Annotated in this window: 9 protein-coding genes; 8 read left to right on the forward strand and 1 reads right to left on the reverse strand. The window is 74.2% G+C overall.

Features of this window, described 5'->3' with window-relative positions:
- Positions 1-3: 3 nt before the first annotated feature.
- Positions 4-1,107, reverse strand: coding sequence for a peptidoglycan recognition protein family protein (locus tag ACSIH6_RS35140; protein WP_435112635.1), 1,104 nt, complete (start codon positions 1,105-1,107; stop codon positions 4-6).
- A 204-nt stretch (positions 1,108-1,311) separates the two neighbouring features.
- Here ACSIH6_RS35140 and cobC point away from each other — a divergent pair, with 204 nt between their 5' ends.
- From cobC to ettA, 8 genes are all read left to right on the forward strand, one after another.
- Positions 1,312-2,337, forward strand: coding sequence for an Rv2231c family histidinol phosphate aminotransferase CobC (gene cobC, locus ACSIH6_RS35145; protein ID WP_435112636.1), 1,026 nt, complete (start codon positions 1,312-1,314; stop codon positions 2,335-2,337).
- Between the two features lie 236 nt (positions 2,338-2,573).
- Positions 2,574-5,393, forward strand: a complete 2,820-nt coding sequence (cobT, locus tag ACSIH6_RS35150; RefSeq protein ID WP_435112637.1) for a nicotinate-nucleotide--dimethylbenzimidazole phosphoribosyltransferase — start codon at positions 2,574-2,576, stop codon at positions 5,391-5,393.
- 215 nt (positions 5,394-5,608) lie between these two features.
- Positions 5,609-6,889: a uroporphyrinogen-III C-methyltransferase gene (gene cobA / locus ACSIH6_RS35155; RefSeq protein WP_435112638.1), complete on the forward strand. Its 1,281-nt coding sequence runs from the start codon at positions 5,609-5,611 to the stop codon at positions 6,887-6,889.
- A gap of 70 nt (positions 6,890-6,959) precedes the next feature.
- A complete protein-coding gene (locus ACSIH6_RS35160; RefSeq protein ID WP_435112639.1) occupies positions 6,960-8,855 on the forward strand; it encodes a dynamin family protein in 1,896 nt (631 codons plus the stop codon).
- The gene (locus ACSIH6_RS35165) at positions 8,852-11,278 is read left to right on the forward strand and encodes a YfjP family GTPase (RefSeq protein WP_435112640.1); all 2,427 of its coding nucleotides are present in this window, start codon (positions 8,852-8,854) and stop codon (positions 11,276-11,278) included. The genes ACSIH6_RS35160 and ACSIH6_RS35165 overlap by 4 nt, the downstream gene beginning before the upstream one ends.
- A 563-nt stretch (positions 11,279-11,841) precedes the next feature.
- The gene (locus tag ACSIH6_RS35170; RefSeq protein WP_435112641.1) at positions 11,842-13,218 is read left to right on the forward strand and encodes a sensor domain-containing diguanylate cyclase; all 1,377 of its coding nucleotides are present in this window, start codon (positions 11,842-11,844) and stop codon (positions 13,216-13,218) included.
- 85 nt (positions 13,219-13,303) lie between these two features.
- On the forward strand, positions 13,304-14,527 hold the full coding sequence (locus ACSIH6_RS35175) for a DUF4192 domain-containing protein (protein WP_435112642.1): 1,224 nt from the start codon (positions 13,304-13,306) through the stop codon (positions 14,525-14,527).
- 204 nt (positions 14,528-14,731) lie between these two features.
- The gene (gene ettA / locus ACSIH6_RS35180; protein WP_435112643.1) at positions 14,732-16,396 is read left to right on the forward strand and encodes an energy-dependent translational throttle protein EttA; all 1,665 of its coding nucleotides are present in this window, start codon (positions 14,732-14,734) and stop codon (positions 16,394-16,396) included.
- Positions 16,397-16,491: the final 95 nt, after the last annotated feature.

The raw sequence follows: 16,491 nt of genomic DNA on the forward strand, positions 1-16,491 counted from the left end.
CGCCTAGGCCAGGCCCGCGATGACGCGCTGGCGGACCGCGCTGTCGAACACCTCGGAGAAGGCGTTGCCCGGGCACTCGGTCTCCAGCCAGTCGCGGTGCCGGGAGATCGCGTCGCCCGGAGTGGCCACGCCCGTGCCCGGGTTGACGTACGCGATCTGCCCGGCCGGGTCCACGCCGGTCACCGCGCACAGCACGCGCAGCACGTCGACCAGGGAGTCCTGCGCCGCCTGGGTGGGCAGCTCGTCGGTGAAGTCCCCGAGCAGGCACACGCCCACGTTGCCCTGGTTGAACCCGTAGGCGTGCCCGGCGGTCACCGACTCGGCCCGCCCCGGCCGCGGGATCCCGGAGAGGACCGGCACGCCGTCCCCGCCCGAGTGGCGGCCCTCGTAGACCACCCCGTCGGGGTCGATGAGCACGTGGTAGCCGATGTCACCCCACGCCTGCTGCACCGCGTGCAGGTAGTACACCGCCCGCACGTCCGCCGCGTGGTCCTCCCCGGTCGGCATCGCGGTGTGGTGCACGGTCAGCGCCTGCACGGGGTGGAACTCCGCCTCCCACAGGTTGTCGCCCTGGTCGTCGAAACGCCAGGACTCGTCGGCGCCCCAACCCGCGCGGGTGCGGAACGGGACGCTGGTCCGGCCGCGCAGGGCGCCGGAGGCCTCCGCGGACAGCGACGCCTGATCGGGGCCGCCGAAACGCAGCCCCTCTCCGTCGTGCAGGTTCACGGCGGTGGTCTCCCCCCTCGAACGCACCTCGTACCCGGTGGCGCCCTCGGGCGCGCGCACCAGCGCGGCCGCGACCGGGTCCCGGTCGTCGCGGCCCCCGGTGTGCAGGTGCACCGGATTCCAGGAGCCCAGGCCGTCGGCGGTCTCGAAGCGGACCGCCGCGTGGGCCTCTCCGGGGTCACCGGTGACGGCCACCATGTCGAAGCGCAGGTCGGGGCGGACGAGTCCGTGTGACGCGGAGGGCTCCGCCAGTACGCGGGGGACCGTGCGGTCACCACCGCCACCGTCGGCCAGGGCGGGGCGGGGGGAGGGGAGCGCGGTGCCCAGCGCGGTCAGGCCCGCGGCCGCGGTGGCACCGGCCAGGAGGGTACGCCTTCGCATCGTGTGTCCGTTCTCTCGGATCGGGTGGGGGAAGGCCCTCAGGGGTGGGAACGCGGACACCCTGGCACAGCACCGTGAGCCACGCCACTGAAGGCACGTCCGAATATGTGGCCAAGGCGCCCCCTGTTATCAGGCAAGGCTGGTGATGCCGTAGGGTGCGATGTTTTTCCTGTGAAGAAAGGAACATACGGGGTGGAGGAGCACATGGACGCGGGTCACGACCTGCGCCACCACGGTGACGCCGAGGTCGGCGGCGGACTGCTCGACCTGGCCGTCAACGTGCGGGGCCGGACGCCGCCCGCCTGGTTGGGGCGGCTCCTCGCCGACTCGCTGACCAGCTTGGGCGCCTACCCCGACCCCTCCCGCGCGCGGGAGGCGGTCGCCCGGCGCCACGGACGGGAGGCGGGCGAAGTCCTGCTCACCGCCGGGGCGGCCGAGGCCTTCGTTCTCCTGGCGCGGGTCCTGAGCCCCCGGCGGGCGGTCGTCGTGCACCCCCAGTTCACCGAACCCGAGGCCGCCCTGCGCGCCGCCGGGCACGCCGTGGACCGGGTGCTGCTGGAACCGGACTTCACGCTCGACCCCGGACTGGTCCCCGAGGACGCCGACCTGGTCGTGGTGGGCAACCCGACCAATCCGACCTCCGTGCTCCACCCCGGCGCGGTCCTGGCCGGGCTGGCCCGCCCCGGGCGCGTGCTGGTCGTGGACGAGGCCTTCGCCGACTGCGTTCCCGGCGAGCCGGAGTCGCTGGCCTCCCGAGGGGAATTGCCGGGCCTGGTGGTGGTGCGCAGCCTCACCAAGACCTGGTCCCTCGCCGGGCTGCGCGCCGGGTACCTGCTCGCCGCACCCGACCTGGTGGCCCGGCTCTCCGGAGCCCAGCCCCTGTGGTCGGTGTCCACACCCGCCCTGGTCGCGATGGAGGCGTGCTGTACGCCGGAGGCCCTCGCCGAGGCCGACGCCTGGGCGGTGTCCCTGGCCGCCCACCGCGACGACCTCACCGAGGGCCTGCGGAACCTGGGCCTGCGGGCGGTCCCGGGGGCGCGGGCCTCGTTCCTGCTGGTCACGGACCCTGAGGCGGACCGGCTGCGGATCCGCCTCAGGGAACGGGGGATCGCGGTCCGGCGCGGTGACACCTTTCCCGGCCTCGGGCCGGAGTGGCTCCGGGTGGCGGTCCGCGAGCCCGCCGTCCACCGGATCCTGACGGATGCACTGGGGGAGTTGCTCGCCCGGTGAGGCGCCGCCCCGCGGGCGGGCCGTGCGCGCGGACGGCCGCGGGAGCCAGCGCGCGCCCACGCGGTCTCTGGCACAGTTGGTGGTGACTTGGGAGCCCCGGCGGCCGAGTCGGCACCGGCCGCCCCGGGTTCTGAGGACCCGTGCGGTCGGCGCGGAAGCGGCGGACTACGCTTACCGGTCTATGCCGGACAAGGCGGAAACGGGCCCGCCACAACACCCTCTTGCGTGGAGCGATCATGACCAGAGACGACCGCGAGGACGCCCGGCGCGGCGAGGAGGACGGAGCCGAACCGTCCCGCGGGAAGGGCGGCAGATCCTCCCCCGGAGCCGGTCCCCGCCTCGGCGGCCTGCTCGACGGGCTGCCCGAGAGCGGACGCGGCGCCCGGGTCCAGCCCTCGCGCGGCTCCACGGGCTCGGCCAACCCGTTCCGGCAGCGGCCGCGGCCCCCCGCGCCGGCCGATCCCGGGCCTCGGGCCCCCTCCGCCCCGGCCTCGCCCTACGGCGCGCTTCCCCTGGACGTCCCTCCGGCCCCGCGGCCCGAGGCCGAACCAGCGGTCGAGCCCGCGGCGGACGCGCCGCCGTCCGGACCGCCGCACCGGCCCAACGTCATCCCCTTCCGCGGCGGCGAGCGCACCACCGGGACCGGGGAGGCCAGCCCGGGAACCGAGCCGCATCCGGTCCCCGAGAGCTCCGAGAGCCCCGAGCAGACCGTGCCCCCCGCCGAGTCCGGGTATCCGGCGGGGCCCAGCAGCTCCGCCGCCCCGGAGCCTTCGGCCGACCCGGAGCCCTCGATGGCGCTCACGAACGCGGCGGCGCTGGCGAGGGCGGTGGCGCTCGCGAAGGCGGCGCCCGCACATGAGGCAACACCCGCACATCCGGCCGCACCCGTGCGCACCGCTGCGCCCGCCCGCCCGGCGGCGCCCGTGAACACCGCGGTGCCCGCCCGCGCGGCCACACCCGCACATCCTGTGGCGCCCGCGCGCCCCGCCGCACCCATGAACACCACGGTGCCCGCCCGCCCGGCGGTACCCCCACGCCCGGCGGTGCCCGCACACCCGGCGGTGCCCGCGCCCGCGCACCCCGCCCGGGCCGTCAGCCCGACCGGGCCCACCGCCGACCGGCAGGAGGCGCAGGCCGGGGCACCGACCACAGACCACGGACGCGCGGACCAGCACTCCGCGACCACCGAGCCGGAGCAGAGCATGCACGCACACGAACCAGCCGCGCCCCTGCCGAGGCCCACCGGGCCTCCGGTCCAGCCCGTCCCCGAGCCCGCGGCGGCGCCCGCCGCCCCGGCACCCGAGCGGGCCGACAGCGGCTTCGTCCACGTCCACGCCTACGGCGAGGCCGAGCGCGCCGCCGTCTACCGGGCCATCCGCGAACGCCGCGACGTCCGGACGGGCTTCCGGCCGGACCCCGTGCCCCACGACGTGCTCACCCGCGTCCTGGAAGCCGCCCACCAGGCCCCCAGCGTCGGCGACTCCCAGCCCTGGGACTTCCTGGTCATCGAGGACCCCGGCCTGCGCGCACGCGTGGGCGACCTCGCCGCGGCCGAGCGCGAGGACCACGCGCACGCGCCGCCGGGCGTCCGTGCCCGCGCCTTCGCCGGACTCAAGGCCGAGGCCGTCCTCGAGGCCCCCCTGAACATCGCCGTCACCGTCGACCCCACACGGGGGGGACGGCACGCCCGGGGCCGCCACGCCCGCCCCCTGAGCGCCGACCACGCCGCGGCGCTCGCCGTGGAGAACCTCTGGATCGCCGCGCGCGCCGAGGGCCTGGGCGTCGGCTGGCTCACCTTCGTCGACGAGCGCGACGTCGCCCGCGCCCTCGAACTCCCCGTCCACCTGGACGTGGCCGTCTACCTGTGCGTCGGCTACGTGGAGGAGTTCCCCTCGGAGTCCGAGCTCAGCCTCTCCGGCTGGGCCAGGGAGCGCCCCCTGGCCTGGGCGGTGCACCACGACCGCTACGGCCGCCGCGGTCTGCCCGGCCAGGAACCCACGAGCCTGCTGGAGGAGACCATCACCGCCGTCGGAGCGCTGGACACCCGCGCGATGGAGGAGGCCAGAGACCGCCAGGACCGGATGACCAAGCCGCCCGGCTCCCTCGGCTTCCTGGAGGAGGTCTCGGTCCAGCTGGCCGGGATCTCCGGGCAGTGCCCGCCGCCGATTCCCGAACCGGCCGCCGTCGCCGTGTTCGCGGGCGACCACGGCGTGCACGCCCAGGGGGTGACTCCCTGGCCCCAGGAGGTCACCGCCCAGATGGTGCACAACTTCCTGGAGGGCGGCGCCGTCGTCAACGCCTTCGCCGCCCAGGTCGGCGCCGAGGTCACCGTCGTGGACGTCGGCGTGGCCGCGGACCTGCCCAGCGCCCCCGGCCTGCTGGCCCGCAAGGTCGCGCACGGCACGGCCGACCTCACCCAGGGGCCCGCGCTCACCCGCGAGCAGGCCCTCCAGGCCCTGGAGGGAGGCATCGAGGTCGCCCGCGACCTGGTCTCCGCGGGCAACCGCTGCCTGGTCACCGGCGACATGGGCATCGCCAACACCACCCCGGCCGCCGCCCTGGTGTGCGCCTTCACCGGAGCCGACCCGGCGCACGCCACCGGACGGGGCACCGGCGTGGACGACGCCGTCTACGCCCACAAGGTCGACGTGGTGCGCCGCGCCCTGGCCGCGAACCCCGTCGACCCGGCCGACCCCATCGGCACCCTGGCCGCTCTGGGCGGTCTGGAGCACGCCGCCCTCGCGGGGTTCGTGCTCGGCGGCGCGGCCCTGCGCGTCCCGGTCCTGCTGGACGGGGTCATCGCCGGATCGGCCGCCCTGGCCGCCGCCGCGATCTCCCCGGAGGCCCTCAGCGCCTGCTTCGCCGGACACCGCTCCAGCGAGCCCGGGCACAGCCTGGCCCTGGAGCACCTGGGGCTGCGCCCCCTGGTCGACCTGGAGATGCGCCTGGGCGAGGGCTCCGGAGCGCTGCTGGCCCTGCCGTTGCTCCAGAGCGCGGCGCGTGTCCTGCGCGACGTCGCCACCTTCGACGACGCGGGCGTCTCCACCGCCCCCTGACCGGGAGCGGCCCACGGTCCCCCGCCCGCACCGACCCCCGGTGCGGGCGGGCTCACACCCCCGGCGCGGCACCCGTTTACACACGCGTAATACCTCTTTGACAAGGTACTTTTGGAGCAATCGCCGAACTATCGCCGGCGGCTGGCGGTCCTCCTCCGCCAGCACCCCGCCGTCGTCGCCGGGGACCGGCACGGACGACCGAAGGGGCGCGACACATGACCTATCTCCTTGGTTTGCGCATGCGGGGACGCGACGTCCTCGTCGTCGGAGGGGGCAGGGTCGCCCAGCGCCGCGTCCCCGTGCTCATCGAGGCCGGGGCCCGCGTCACCCTCGTCTCCCCCGAGGCCTCGGCGGCCCTGGAGGACCTCGCCTCGGCAGGACACCTCACCTGGCACCGGCGCCCCTACGCCGCGGGCGACGTCGCGGGACCGGACGCCCCCGCCTACTGGCTCGTGCACGCCGCCACCGACGACCCCGGTGCCAACGCCGCCGTCGCCGAGGAGGCCGAGAACGCCCGCGTGTGGTGCGTGCGCGCCGACGACCGGCACGCCTCCTCCGCCTGGACCCCCGCCAGCGGAAGCGCGGCCGGGGTCACCGTGGGCGTCGTCGCCTCCGGGGACCCCCGCCGCTCGGCCGGACTGCGCGACGCCGTCGTCGACGGCCTCGCCGACGGCACCCTCGACGCCCGCCGTGGACGCGAGCGCCTGCGCGGCGTCGCACTCGTGGGAGGCGGCCCAGGCGACCCCGGCCTGATCACGGTCCGGGGACAGCAGCTCCTCTCCCAGGCCGACGTGGTGGTGGTCGACCGGCTCGCCCCCACCTCCCTCCTGGACCGCCTGCCCGCCGACGTCGAGATCGTCGACGCCGCCAAGATTCCCTACGGCCGGTCCATGACCCAGGAGGAGATCAACGCGACCCTGGTCGATCGCGCCGGGCGCGGAAAGTTCGTGGTGCGGCTCAAGGGCGGCGACTCCTTCCTCTTCGGTCGCGGAGGCGAGGAGGCCGCCGCCTGCGCCGCCGCGGGGATTCCCGTCATCGCCGTTCCCGGTGTGACCAGCGCGCTCGCCGCCCCGGCCAGCGCGGGCATCCCCGCCACCCACCGCGGCGTTGCCCAGGACCTGCACATCGTCTCCGCGCACGTGCCCCCGGGGGACGAGCGCTCCACGGTCGACTGGGCCGGGCTCGCCCGCGCGGGCGGTACCGTCGTCGTCCTCATGGGGGTGGAGCGGATCGAGGCGATCGCCGAGGCCCTCGTATCCCACGGCAGATCCGCCGACACCCCCGTGGCGGTGGTACAGGAGGCCACACTGCCGGGGCAGCGGACCGTCACCGGTACGCTGGCCACCATCGCCGCCGCGGCCCGATCGGCCGGAGTGCGGCCCCCCGCGGTGGTGATCATCGGAGAAGTGGTCAAAACAGCGCGGGATCTTGACATACTGCACACGGGAAACCAGTTCGAGACCCGTCGACTGGCGACCGGGCGCGATCTCCAGTGAGACCTCCGCCCGCGGCGTACGTCGCTCCGCGGCGGGAACCGTCAGCACCGATGAGGAGGGCACCCCGATCATGACCCGGCCGTCGGCCGCACCGGGGACCAACGGTCCCGGCGCTCCGGACCGGTTCGGAACCGGACCGGCCGCCACCTCCGAACAGCCCGCCCAGGGCTCCGCATCCGCGCGCGAGACGGACACCGCGGCCGCCGGCGCCCGTCGGGGGCCCACCGTCCCGCTCGCCGCCGGACCGGCCAAGCACCGCGCCCCCCAACCCGACGAGAACCACTTCGAACAGGTCCTGGAAGCACTGCGCAAGCACATCCGGGACCTGGAGTTCGCCGAGGGCCTGCCCAGTGACGAGGAGGGCCGCGCACTCCAGGCGGACGTGCTCGCCCAGCTCTCCGACTACGTCCTGCCCCGGGTCCGCCGCCCCGACATCCCGCTGCTGATCGCGGTCGCCGGATCGACCGGAGCGGGCAAGTCCACCCTGGTCAACAGCCTGGTCGGCGAACAGGTCACCACCACGGGCGTACGCCGCCCCACCACCAACAGCCCCGTCCTGGCCTGCAACCCCGCCGACGTCGACTGGTTCAGCGAGGCCTCCTTCATCCCCTCCCTGCCGCGCGTGCGCCAGCAGGGCCTGGCGATGCCGGGCAAGGACGGCATGCTCGTGCTCGCCGCCACCGAGGCCATGCCCCCGGGCGTGGCCCTGCTCGACACCCCCGACGTCGACTCCGCCGTCGCCGCGCACCACGAGTTCGCGGCCAAGTTCCTCGACGCCGCCGACCTGTGGGTGTTCGTCACCACCAGCAGCCGCTACGCCGACGCGCGCGTGTGGGAGTTCCTCCAGGTCGCCCGCGACCGCGACACCTCCCTGGCCGTCGTGCTCTCCCGGGTGCCGCGCAGGGGCAGGCGGCAGCTCCTGGATCACTTCGGCGCGATGCTGGAGGCCAACGGGCTGGGCGCGGCCGCCCGGTTCGCCATCCCCGAGACCGACCAGATCCGGGGCGAGCGCTTCACCTCCAACGTGGCCGACCACATCCGCGACTACCTGGCGGAGGTGGCGGGCGAGGCCGAGCAGCGCGACCGCGTCTCCCGACGCACCTTCATCGGCGTCATCGACAGCTTCCGGACGCGGGTACCCGAACTGGCCCGCCAGGTGGAGACGCAGATCGAGACCGGGCGCACCCTCACCGCCGCCGTCGACGACTCCTACGCCGCCGCCCGCGACCGCGTCGACACCAGCCTGGCCGACGGCTCCCTGCTGCGCGGGTCGCTGCTGGCCCGCTGGCAGGAGGTGGCGGCCGGGGGCGAGCTCACCAGGAGCCTGCGCCCGCGCGGCAGGCGCACGCGCAGGAGCGGCCGCGCCGAGCAGGCCGAGCGCGGGCAGAGGGTGAGCGCCCTGGAGCGCGCCGTCCGCGACGGCCTGGAGGCCCTGGTGGTCTCCAGCTGCGAACGCGCCTCCGACGAGGTCGAGCGGAGGTGGCGTGAGGTCCCCGGCGGCGGTGACCTCGCCTCCAAGGCCCTCAACCAGCCCGGCACCGGCCTGCTCTCGCAGCAGATCCGCCAGGAGATCGCCGAGTGGCAGCGCGGCGTCGCCGAGATGACCACCGCCAGCGGCGCCACCAAGCGCTCCGTGGCGCGGTTCGTCACCTTCGACCACGACGTCGTCGCCCTGGTCCTGATCATCGACCTGCTCGGTTACGAGCGGTCCCGCTCCGGAGGCGGCGCCCACGCGGCCGACGCCTCCGGCCCTTCCCCGCAGCGCCTGCTCAAGGGGCTGTTCGGGGCCCAGTCACTGCGTAGCATTGGCGCAGCGGCACGGGACGACCTGCGCCAGCGCGTCCAAGGGCTGCTCGACCGCGAGCGCGTGCCCTTCGACAGCGCCCTGGCGTCGGCCGCGATCCCGTCCGAGGACACCGCCGTCCAGCTCTACCAGGCCACGTACAACCTTGAGATTGCGCGATGACGACTCAATGGAACCCCGCGCAGGCGCACGGGGAGCCCGGTGCGCACACCCGCACCGAGGACGAGGACCGCGAGAGCGGGCAGAGCGCGTCCGGCGCCGGTGACGACGGGCGCCCCCGCGGCGACGCGGCGTCCGGGCCCTGGCGCGGATACACCATGCCGGTCCCCGAACACCCCGACCACGCCGTGTCCGAGGCGGGCACCGAGGATCCCGCCTACGACGGCATCGCGGCATACCCCGACCCCTCGGGCGCCGGGGCCCCGCACAGGGTCGCGCAGAGCGACCAGGGGGCTCCGCGTGGTGCGGGCGCGGAGCCGGAGGACCCGTCCCCGTCCCCCGCCGCGCAGTGGCGCTCTGGGCGCCACGCGCGGTCCCTCGCCGACAGGGAGCGCGAGGGGGACCGCCGTTCCGCCGAGGACAACCACGAGGACCCCGACGGGCTCGCCGGATGGGTGGGCAGCCTCGCCGAGGCGGCCGACGACACCCGTATCGCCGGGCGCGCCACCGGTGCCCTCCCGGCCGTCGGCCAGCAGCCGGAGGACGGGGACGACGACCGGGCCCCCCAGACCCGGGACGTCTCCCCGGGCCCGCGTGCGCACGAGGAGCCCGAGGAGCTGGAGGAGCCCGCGCCGGCCGGTACCGACGCCCAGGAGGGGCCCGAAGCGCTGCCCCGCCGCGTCCCCGGACCCTCCGCGGTCTCCGGGGCCTTCCGCGCCGTGGGCGCCGACAACGCCGCTGCCGACGACGACGGCGCGGAGGAGGACGAGGAGTACCGTCCCACAACCCACGACACCTGGCACCCCACCCGCTCCACCACCCGGGCCGAACTGATCGAGCGCCTGGACGCGCTGTCCACCCTCACCGAACTGGGCCGTGACGACCTGCCCCAGGAACTCGTCGCCCGGTCCACCCAGCTGCTCGACCACGCGGGGGCCCGGCTGCGGCTGTCGGGCGACCACACCGTGGTCGCCCTGGCGGGCGGTACCGGCAGCGGCAAGTCCTCACTGTTCAACGCCCTGTGCGGGCTCCAGCTGTCGCAGACCGGCGTCACCCGGCCCACCACCTCCAAGGCGCACGCCTGCGTGTGGGGCCACGAGGGGGCCGACGCCCTCCTGGGCTGGCTGGGCGTCCCGAACCGTTACCGCCACTCGCGCACCAGCGTCCTGGACACGGGCAACTCCGAGCTGACCGGTCTGGTCCTGCTCGACCTGCCCGACCACGACTCGGTCCGCAGTATGCACACCGCCGAGGCCGACCGCCTCATCGGTTCGGTCGACCTGCTGGTGTGGGTGCTCGACCCGCAGAAGTACGCCGACGCCGCGGTGCACCACCGCTACCTGGCCCAGATGGCCGGGCACGGCGCGGTCACCGTCGCCGTCCTCAACCAGGTCGACAAGGTCGAGCCCGACGAGTTGGAGGAACTGCTCACCGACCTGCGCCGCCTGCTGGAGACGGAGTCGGGGGTGCACCCGCGGGTGATCACCACGTCCACGCTCACCGGCCAGGGCATCCGCGACCTGCGCGAGTTCCTCGCCGAGACGGTGCGCGAGCGGCGCGCGCTGGTGGACCGCCTGTCCGCCGACCTGGACCAGGTGATCGAGCCCTTCGGGGAGTTCCACGGCGAGGGCACGGTGCCCGAGGCGGTCCCGGCCCAGGTGCGCGCCCGCGTCCAGGAGGGCCTGGCCAACGCGGCCGGTGTGGCGGCGGTCGCCGACGTCACCGAGACCAACGACGTCCGGCGCGGCAGGCGCCAGGTCGGCTGGCCGGTGGCCCGCCGCTCGCTGCGGCTGGGCAAGGACCCGCTCGCCGCGGTCCAGCTGGACTTCCTGCGCCGTGACAGCGGGGGCGGCGTGGGTGGCCCGGTGGACGCGCACGAGGCCGAGTTGGAGACCGCGTTGGGCGAGGCCGCCGACAGCGTCTCGGAGGGGATGCCTCCGCTCTGGCGCCGCCGGATGCGCGCCGTGGCCCGCGGCGCCGTTCCCGAGCTTCCCGCCGAACTCGGGCAGGCGGTGGCCGGGGCGGTCGGCGATCCGGACCGGAGTCCGTCGTGGTGGAAGGCCGCCCGTGCGGCCCAGTACGCGCTGCTCGCGGTCGCGGGCCTGGGCCTGGCCTGGGCCGTCGTGACCCTGTTGAGCTGGATGGGCGGCGGCATCACCGGCCTGGGGATGTTCGACGACCCGGTGTTCGCCGCCTACTCCGGCGTCCTGGTGGTCGCGGCCCTGCTGGTGGGGTGGCTGACCGGGGTGGGCTGCGGGAACCTCGTCGAGGTGGCCGCGGTCCAGCGCCGCGAGGATGTGGAGAGAACGGCCTCCGCCCGGGTCCGGGAGATCGCCGGACTGCGCGTGGTGGAGCCCCTGGAGGCCGAACTGGCCAGGTACCGGGCGTTCCGGGCGGCCTACGAGGTGGCCAGGACGGCGGACTGACCCCGGGGTCCGGGCGGGCGCGGATCGCCCCGGCCTGGGCCCCACCGCGTTTCCGAGTCCGGGGACGGGCGGCACCGCGCCGCCCGTCCCCGGTGATCTTCACTCAGTTGTAACGGGTTCTAGATCCAGACAGTGCCACTGGACATGTGTGCTCCTTGTAGTGAGTGCCGTGGGAGCCCGGACGGTCGGGGTGTCAGGCGGTCGACACCCCGTGCCACACAGTGGCTACCGTGGTGGGTCCCTACGGCAGGATGCCCTAAAACGTCGCTGAGCCCAACCCCACGAAAACCGGGTCTCTTGGCCCTGGGCCGTTACCCATGGCGATCACACAATCAGCAATTAAGTTATTACCCAACGTAATGTAAAGTGGGGAGTGTCGCGGGACGGACGTGCCGCACCGTCGCCGGACCCCGATGCCCCGTTGTCGTAACCGAATGGCACCGTAAGGGAACGCGCGGCGAAACAACCCCGTCGAAGGGAGAACCGTGGGAGGCGGTGGACCCATCAGAGGCGGGTGTAGGAGGCGGACGGTGGAGAGCGATGTGAGGGAGGGAGGCGCAACGGTGAGCATCTCTGAGAAGCCGATCGCGCCGGCCGGGCGTCCCGAGGACGAACGTCCGCGCTGGCCGATCCTCCAGCAGCCCCGCGGACTGACCGTCTACATGGCGCTGCTCGTGGCCGCGACGCTGTTCCTGTTCGGAGGGACGGTGGCGCTGACCGCCCCCGCGGTCATGGACCTGGTCACCCTGGTCGCGCTGCTGGTGGGTGCCGTGCTCTGCGTTGAGGCGAGCCGTCGCCTCGGCACGCCGGCCGGGATCAACCGGGACTTCCTGGGGGCCTGGTGGTTCCCGGCGGTCCTCCTCCTGCCGCCCCTGTACGCGCTGGTCCTCCCGGTGCCCGTCTTCCTGGTGCTCCAGTACCGCACGCGCCGGGCCCTGCTCCACCGGCGGGTGTTCAACGCCGCCTCCATCGCCCTCTCCGGGTTCCTGGCCTCGGTGACCTGGCACTCCATCTGGGGCGGCGGCCTCGTCGACGGGCTCGGCGGCACCCCCGGCGCGCACGAGCACCTGATCACGGGTCCCGGTGTGCTCGTCGCGGTGCTGTGCTGCGCGGGGTTCACCGTCCTCAACAACCTGCTCGTCGCGGTGGCCGCGCGGACCAGCAACGGCCCCGGGCACACCCTCCGGCCCATGTGGGACCGCGAGGCCCTCACCGTGGACGCCGTCGAGTTATGTGTCGGCGTCACCGTCGCCATCCTCGCCCACCTGTCGCTGTTCCTGCTGATCATCGCGGTTCCCCCGGTGTTGCTGCTCCAGCGCAGCCTGATGTACCAGCAGCTCCAGATGGCCGCGCGGACCGACCCCAAGACCGGTCTGCTCAACGCCCCCACCTGGGAGCAGGAGGCGTCGGTGGAGATCGCCAGGGCCCGTTCCTCGCGGGGCAGGGCGGCGGTGCTGATCATCGACATCGACCACTTCAAGAGGGTCAACGACAACCACGGTCACCTGTTCGGCGACCAGGTGCTGCTCGGCGTGGCCACCACCATCGCCCAGCAGTTGCGCCAGTCCGACCTGCTCGGCAGGTTCGGCGGTGAGGAGTTCGTGGTGTTGCTGCCCGGCTCCGACACGGCCGAGGCCTGGCGGGCCGCCGAACGCCTGCGCTCCCAGGTGGGCCGCATGGAGATCGCGGTGGACGACGTGCCGGTGTCCATCACCATCTCGATCGGCGCGGCCGTCACCGGCGACCACGGCAACGACCTGGTGGAACTGCTCACCGCGGCCGACCTCGCGCTCTACCGGGCCAAGGAGACCGGCCGCAACCGTGTGTGCCTGCCCGTCGGGCGCCCCGGGGACGGCGGCAAGATCCCGGGGCCGCGGGGAGGGCAGATTTCTGGTCACACGGGCCCCACAGACCCCACCGAGCACACCGAACTTCCCTGACCTGCGTCTTTGTGGTCTCGCGGAGTTGTCCACAGCGCGAAGAAGGACGTTGCGCCCGAACCGCCGGGTCACGCACCGTGAAGATATGCACTCTGACCAGCCACACAACTCCCTCGGCCCCTCCGACCCCCGACGCCCCCTCGACTCCGCGCGAGCCCCCGACCGTCCCGCCCCGTCCGACCGTCCCGCCGCGTCCGGGCGCTCCCCGGACGACGGTGCCCCCGTCCCCCCGCCCCGGAGCCCCGGGGGGTCGAGGCCGTCCGGCCCCGCCGCGGCGGGTGCCGCCCTCACCCTCACCAACCCGACCGACATCATCGCGACCCTGCCCTACCTGGTGGGGACGCCGCCCGATCCGGGGATCGTGGTCCTCGCCGTGCGCGACAAGGGTGTGCACTCGGCGTTCTGCGGCGACCTGGACCGCCTGGCCGCCGCCGGCGACCCGCTGGAGCGCGCGACCGTCCCCGTCGACATGGCCGTCGCGGAGGGGTGCACCGCCCTGGTGGTCGTGGCCTACGGGCCGCCCGAACGGGTCACGCCCCACGTCGACAGGATCCTGTCCGCGGCCCGGAGGCGGAACCTGGCCGTCGTCGACGCCCTGCGGGTCACCGGCGGCCGGTACTGGTCCTACACCTGCGCCAGGGCCGACTGCTGTCCGGTCGAGGGGACCATGGTCAACGTGGACAGCTCCACCGTCCCGGCCAGCGCGGTCCTGCACGGGATCGTCCCGGTCCAGCCGCTCTCCGCGGTCACGGCCGAGGCCGAGCGGGTGCGGGAGTTCCTGCGGCCCGTGCACGGCCCCGAACGAGCCGCGATGGACGCCGTCGCCGAGGAGGTGCAGGCGCGCGCCCGGCGGCTCCTGGAACAGGGGATGCGGGGCGCCCTCACCGACCGCGGCCTGAGCGCCGTGCTCTCGGCGGTACGGGCCGAACGGGCGGGCCGGGGCGTCACCGGCCGGGAGGAACTGGCCTGGCTGGGGGTCTACCTCGGTGAGATCCGGGTACGCGACGAGGCGTGGGCGCGCATCACGGCCGAGGCGGCTCCCGCGCACCAGGAGCTGTGGGCCCGGGTCACCCGCCACCTGCCCCGGCACCAGCGCGCTGCGCCCGCCTCGCTGCTGGCGGTCGCGGCCTGGCAGCGCGGGGACGAGCCCCTGGCCGCCGCGGCGCTGGACGTGGCCCTGGCCGCCGATCCCGGCTACTCCATGGCGGTGCTGATGAGCCGGGCCCTGGCCTGGGGGCTGCCCGTGGAGCGCTGGCGGGAGTTCACGCCCCGCTGGCTGCGCGCGAGGAGCCAGCGGCCGCAGGAGTGAGGGGACAGGTGCCTTCGCGGAGCGCGGCCGGGTCCGCCGGGCGGCCGCTGCCCCGTGCCGGCGGGATCCCCCGCGCGGAACCGGTCCCCGCGGGCCCGGGCCATGGGGCGATGGCCTCCCGGCCGCGGCCGCCGCCCAGCACCGGTCTCCCACAGGACCGGGCCATGGCGGGGGCACGGGTCGCGACACCCTAGGCTTGGACTCATGCCGGAGTACATCTACACCATGAACAACGTGCGCAAGGCGCACGGCGACAAGGTCGTCCTGGACAACGTTTCGGGGTCGTTCCTGCCCGGAGCCAAGATCGGCGTCGTGGGCCCCAACGGTGCGGGTAAGTCGACGCTTCTGAAGATCATGGCCGGCATCGAGCAGCCGTCCAACGGCGAGGCGAGGCTCATGCCCGGTTTCACCGTCGGCCTGCTCGCGCAGGAACCCCACCTCGACCCGGACAAGACCGTCCTGGAGAACGTCGAGGACGGCGTCGCCGAGACCAAGGCGATGCTGAACCGCTTCAACGAGATCGCCGAGCAGATGGCGACGGACTACTCCGACGACCTGCTCGAGGAGATGGGCAAGCTCCAGGAGCAGCTCGACCACCGGGGAGCCTGGGACCTGGACAGCCAGCTGGAGCAGGCGATGGACGCGCTGCGCTGCCCGCCCGGCGACGCCTCCGTCACCCAGCTCTCCGGTGGCGAGAAGCGCCGCGTGGCCCTGTGCAAGCTCCTCCTGGAGCAGCCCGACCTGCTGCTGCTCGACGAGCCCACCAACCACCTGGACGCCGAGAGCGTGAACTGGCTGGAGCAGCACCTGGCCAAGTACCCGGGCACCATCATCGCGATCACACACGACAGGTACTTCCTGGACCACGTCGCCACGTGGATCCTGGAGCTGGACCGGGGCCAGTTCTACCCCTACGAGGGCAACTACAGCGTCTACCTGGAGACCAAACAGGCCCGCCTGAAGGTCGAGGGACAGAAGGACGTCAAGAAGGCCAAGCGGCTCAAGGACGAGCTGGAGTGGGTCCGCTCCAACGCCAAGGCCCGCCAGGCCAAGAGCAAGGCCCGCCTCCAGCGCTACGAGGAGATGGCCGCCGAGGCCGACAAGACCCGCAAGCTGGACTTCGAGGAGATCCAGATCCCGCCGGGCCCGCGCCTGGGCAACACCGTGGTCGAGGTCAAGAACCTCACCAAGGGCTTCGACGACCGCGTGCTCATCGAGAACCTGAGCTTCTCGCTGCCGCCCAACGGCATCGTCGGCGTCATCGGCCCCAACGGTGTCGGCAAGACGACGCTGTTCAAGATGATCGTCGGTGAGGAGACCCCCGACCAGGGCAGGATCAACGTCGGCGACACCGTCGAGATCTCCTACGTCGACCAGTACCGGGGCCGCATCGACGACACCAAGAACGTCTGGGAGACCGTCTCCGACGGCGAGACCTTCATCCAGGTCGGCAAGGTCGAGATCCCCAGCCGCGCCTACGTCGCCGCGTTCGGCTTCAAGGGCTCCGACCAGCAGAAGCCGTCCGGTGTGCTCTCCGGCGGTGAGCGCAACCGCGTGAACCTGGCGCTCACCCTCAAACAGGGCGGCAACCTGCTGCTTCTGGACGAGCCCACCAACGACCTGGACGTGGAGACCCTCGGCTCGCTGGAGAACGCGCTGCTGGACTTCCCCGGCTGCGCCGTGATCACCTCCCACGACCGCTGGTTCCTCGACCGCGTCGCCACGCACATCCTCGCGTGGGAGGGCGACGCCAACTGGTACTGGTTCGAGGGCAACTTCGAGTCCTACGAGAAGAACAAGGTCGAGCGCCTGGGCCCCGACGCCGCGCGCCCGCACGCGGTCACCCACCGCAAGCTCACCCGCGACTGACGGACCGGGGCCGAGCGCCCCGTGCGAAGCGGTGCCCCGGGGGGGGGGGGGGGGGGGGGGGGGGGGGGGGGGGGGGGGGGGGGGGGGGGGGGGGG

The sequence above is a fragment of the Nocardiopsis synnemataformans genome, from assembly GCF_965343085.1.
Taxonomy (GTDB): Bacteria; Actinomycetota; Actinomycetes; order Streptosporangiales; family Streptosporangiaceae; genus Nocardiopsis; species Nocardiopsis alborubida.

Coding starts and splice junctions, on each gene's coding strand:
- cobC (WP_435112636.1), top strand. CDS start 1,312: ATGGACGCGGGTCACGACCTGCGCCACCACGGTGACGCCGAGGTCGGC.
- ACSIH6_RS35140 (WP_435112635.1), bottom strand. CDS start 1,107: ATGCGAAGGCGTACCCTCCTGGCCGGTGCCACCGCGGCCGCGGGCCTG.
- ACSIH6_RS35175 (WP_435112642.1), top strand. CDS start 13,304: ATGCACTCTGACCAGCCACACAACTCCCTCGGCCCCTCCGACCCCCGA.
- cobT (WP_435112637.1), top strand. CDS start 2,574: ATGACCAGAGACGACCGCGAGGACGCCCGGCGCGGCGAGGAGGACGGA.
- ettA (WP_435112643.1), top strand. CDS start 14,732: ATGCCGGAGTACATCTACACCATGAACAACGTGCGCAAGGCGCACGGC.
- ACSIH6_RS35165 (WP_435112640.1), top strand. CDS start 8,852: ATGACGACTCAATGGAACCCCGCGCAGGCGCACGGGGAGCCCGGTGCG.
- cobA (WP_435112638.1), top strand. CDS start 5,609: ATGACCTATCTCCTTGGTTTGCGCATGCGGGGACGCGACGTCCTCGTC.
- ACSIH6_RS35160 (WP_435112639.1), top strand. CDS start 6,960: ATGACCCGGCCGTCGGCCGCACCGGGGACCAACGGTCCCGGCGCTCCG.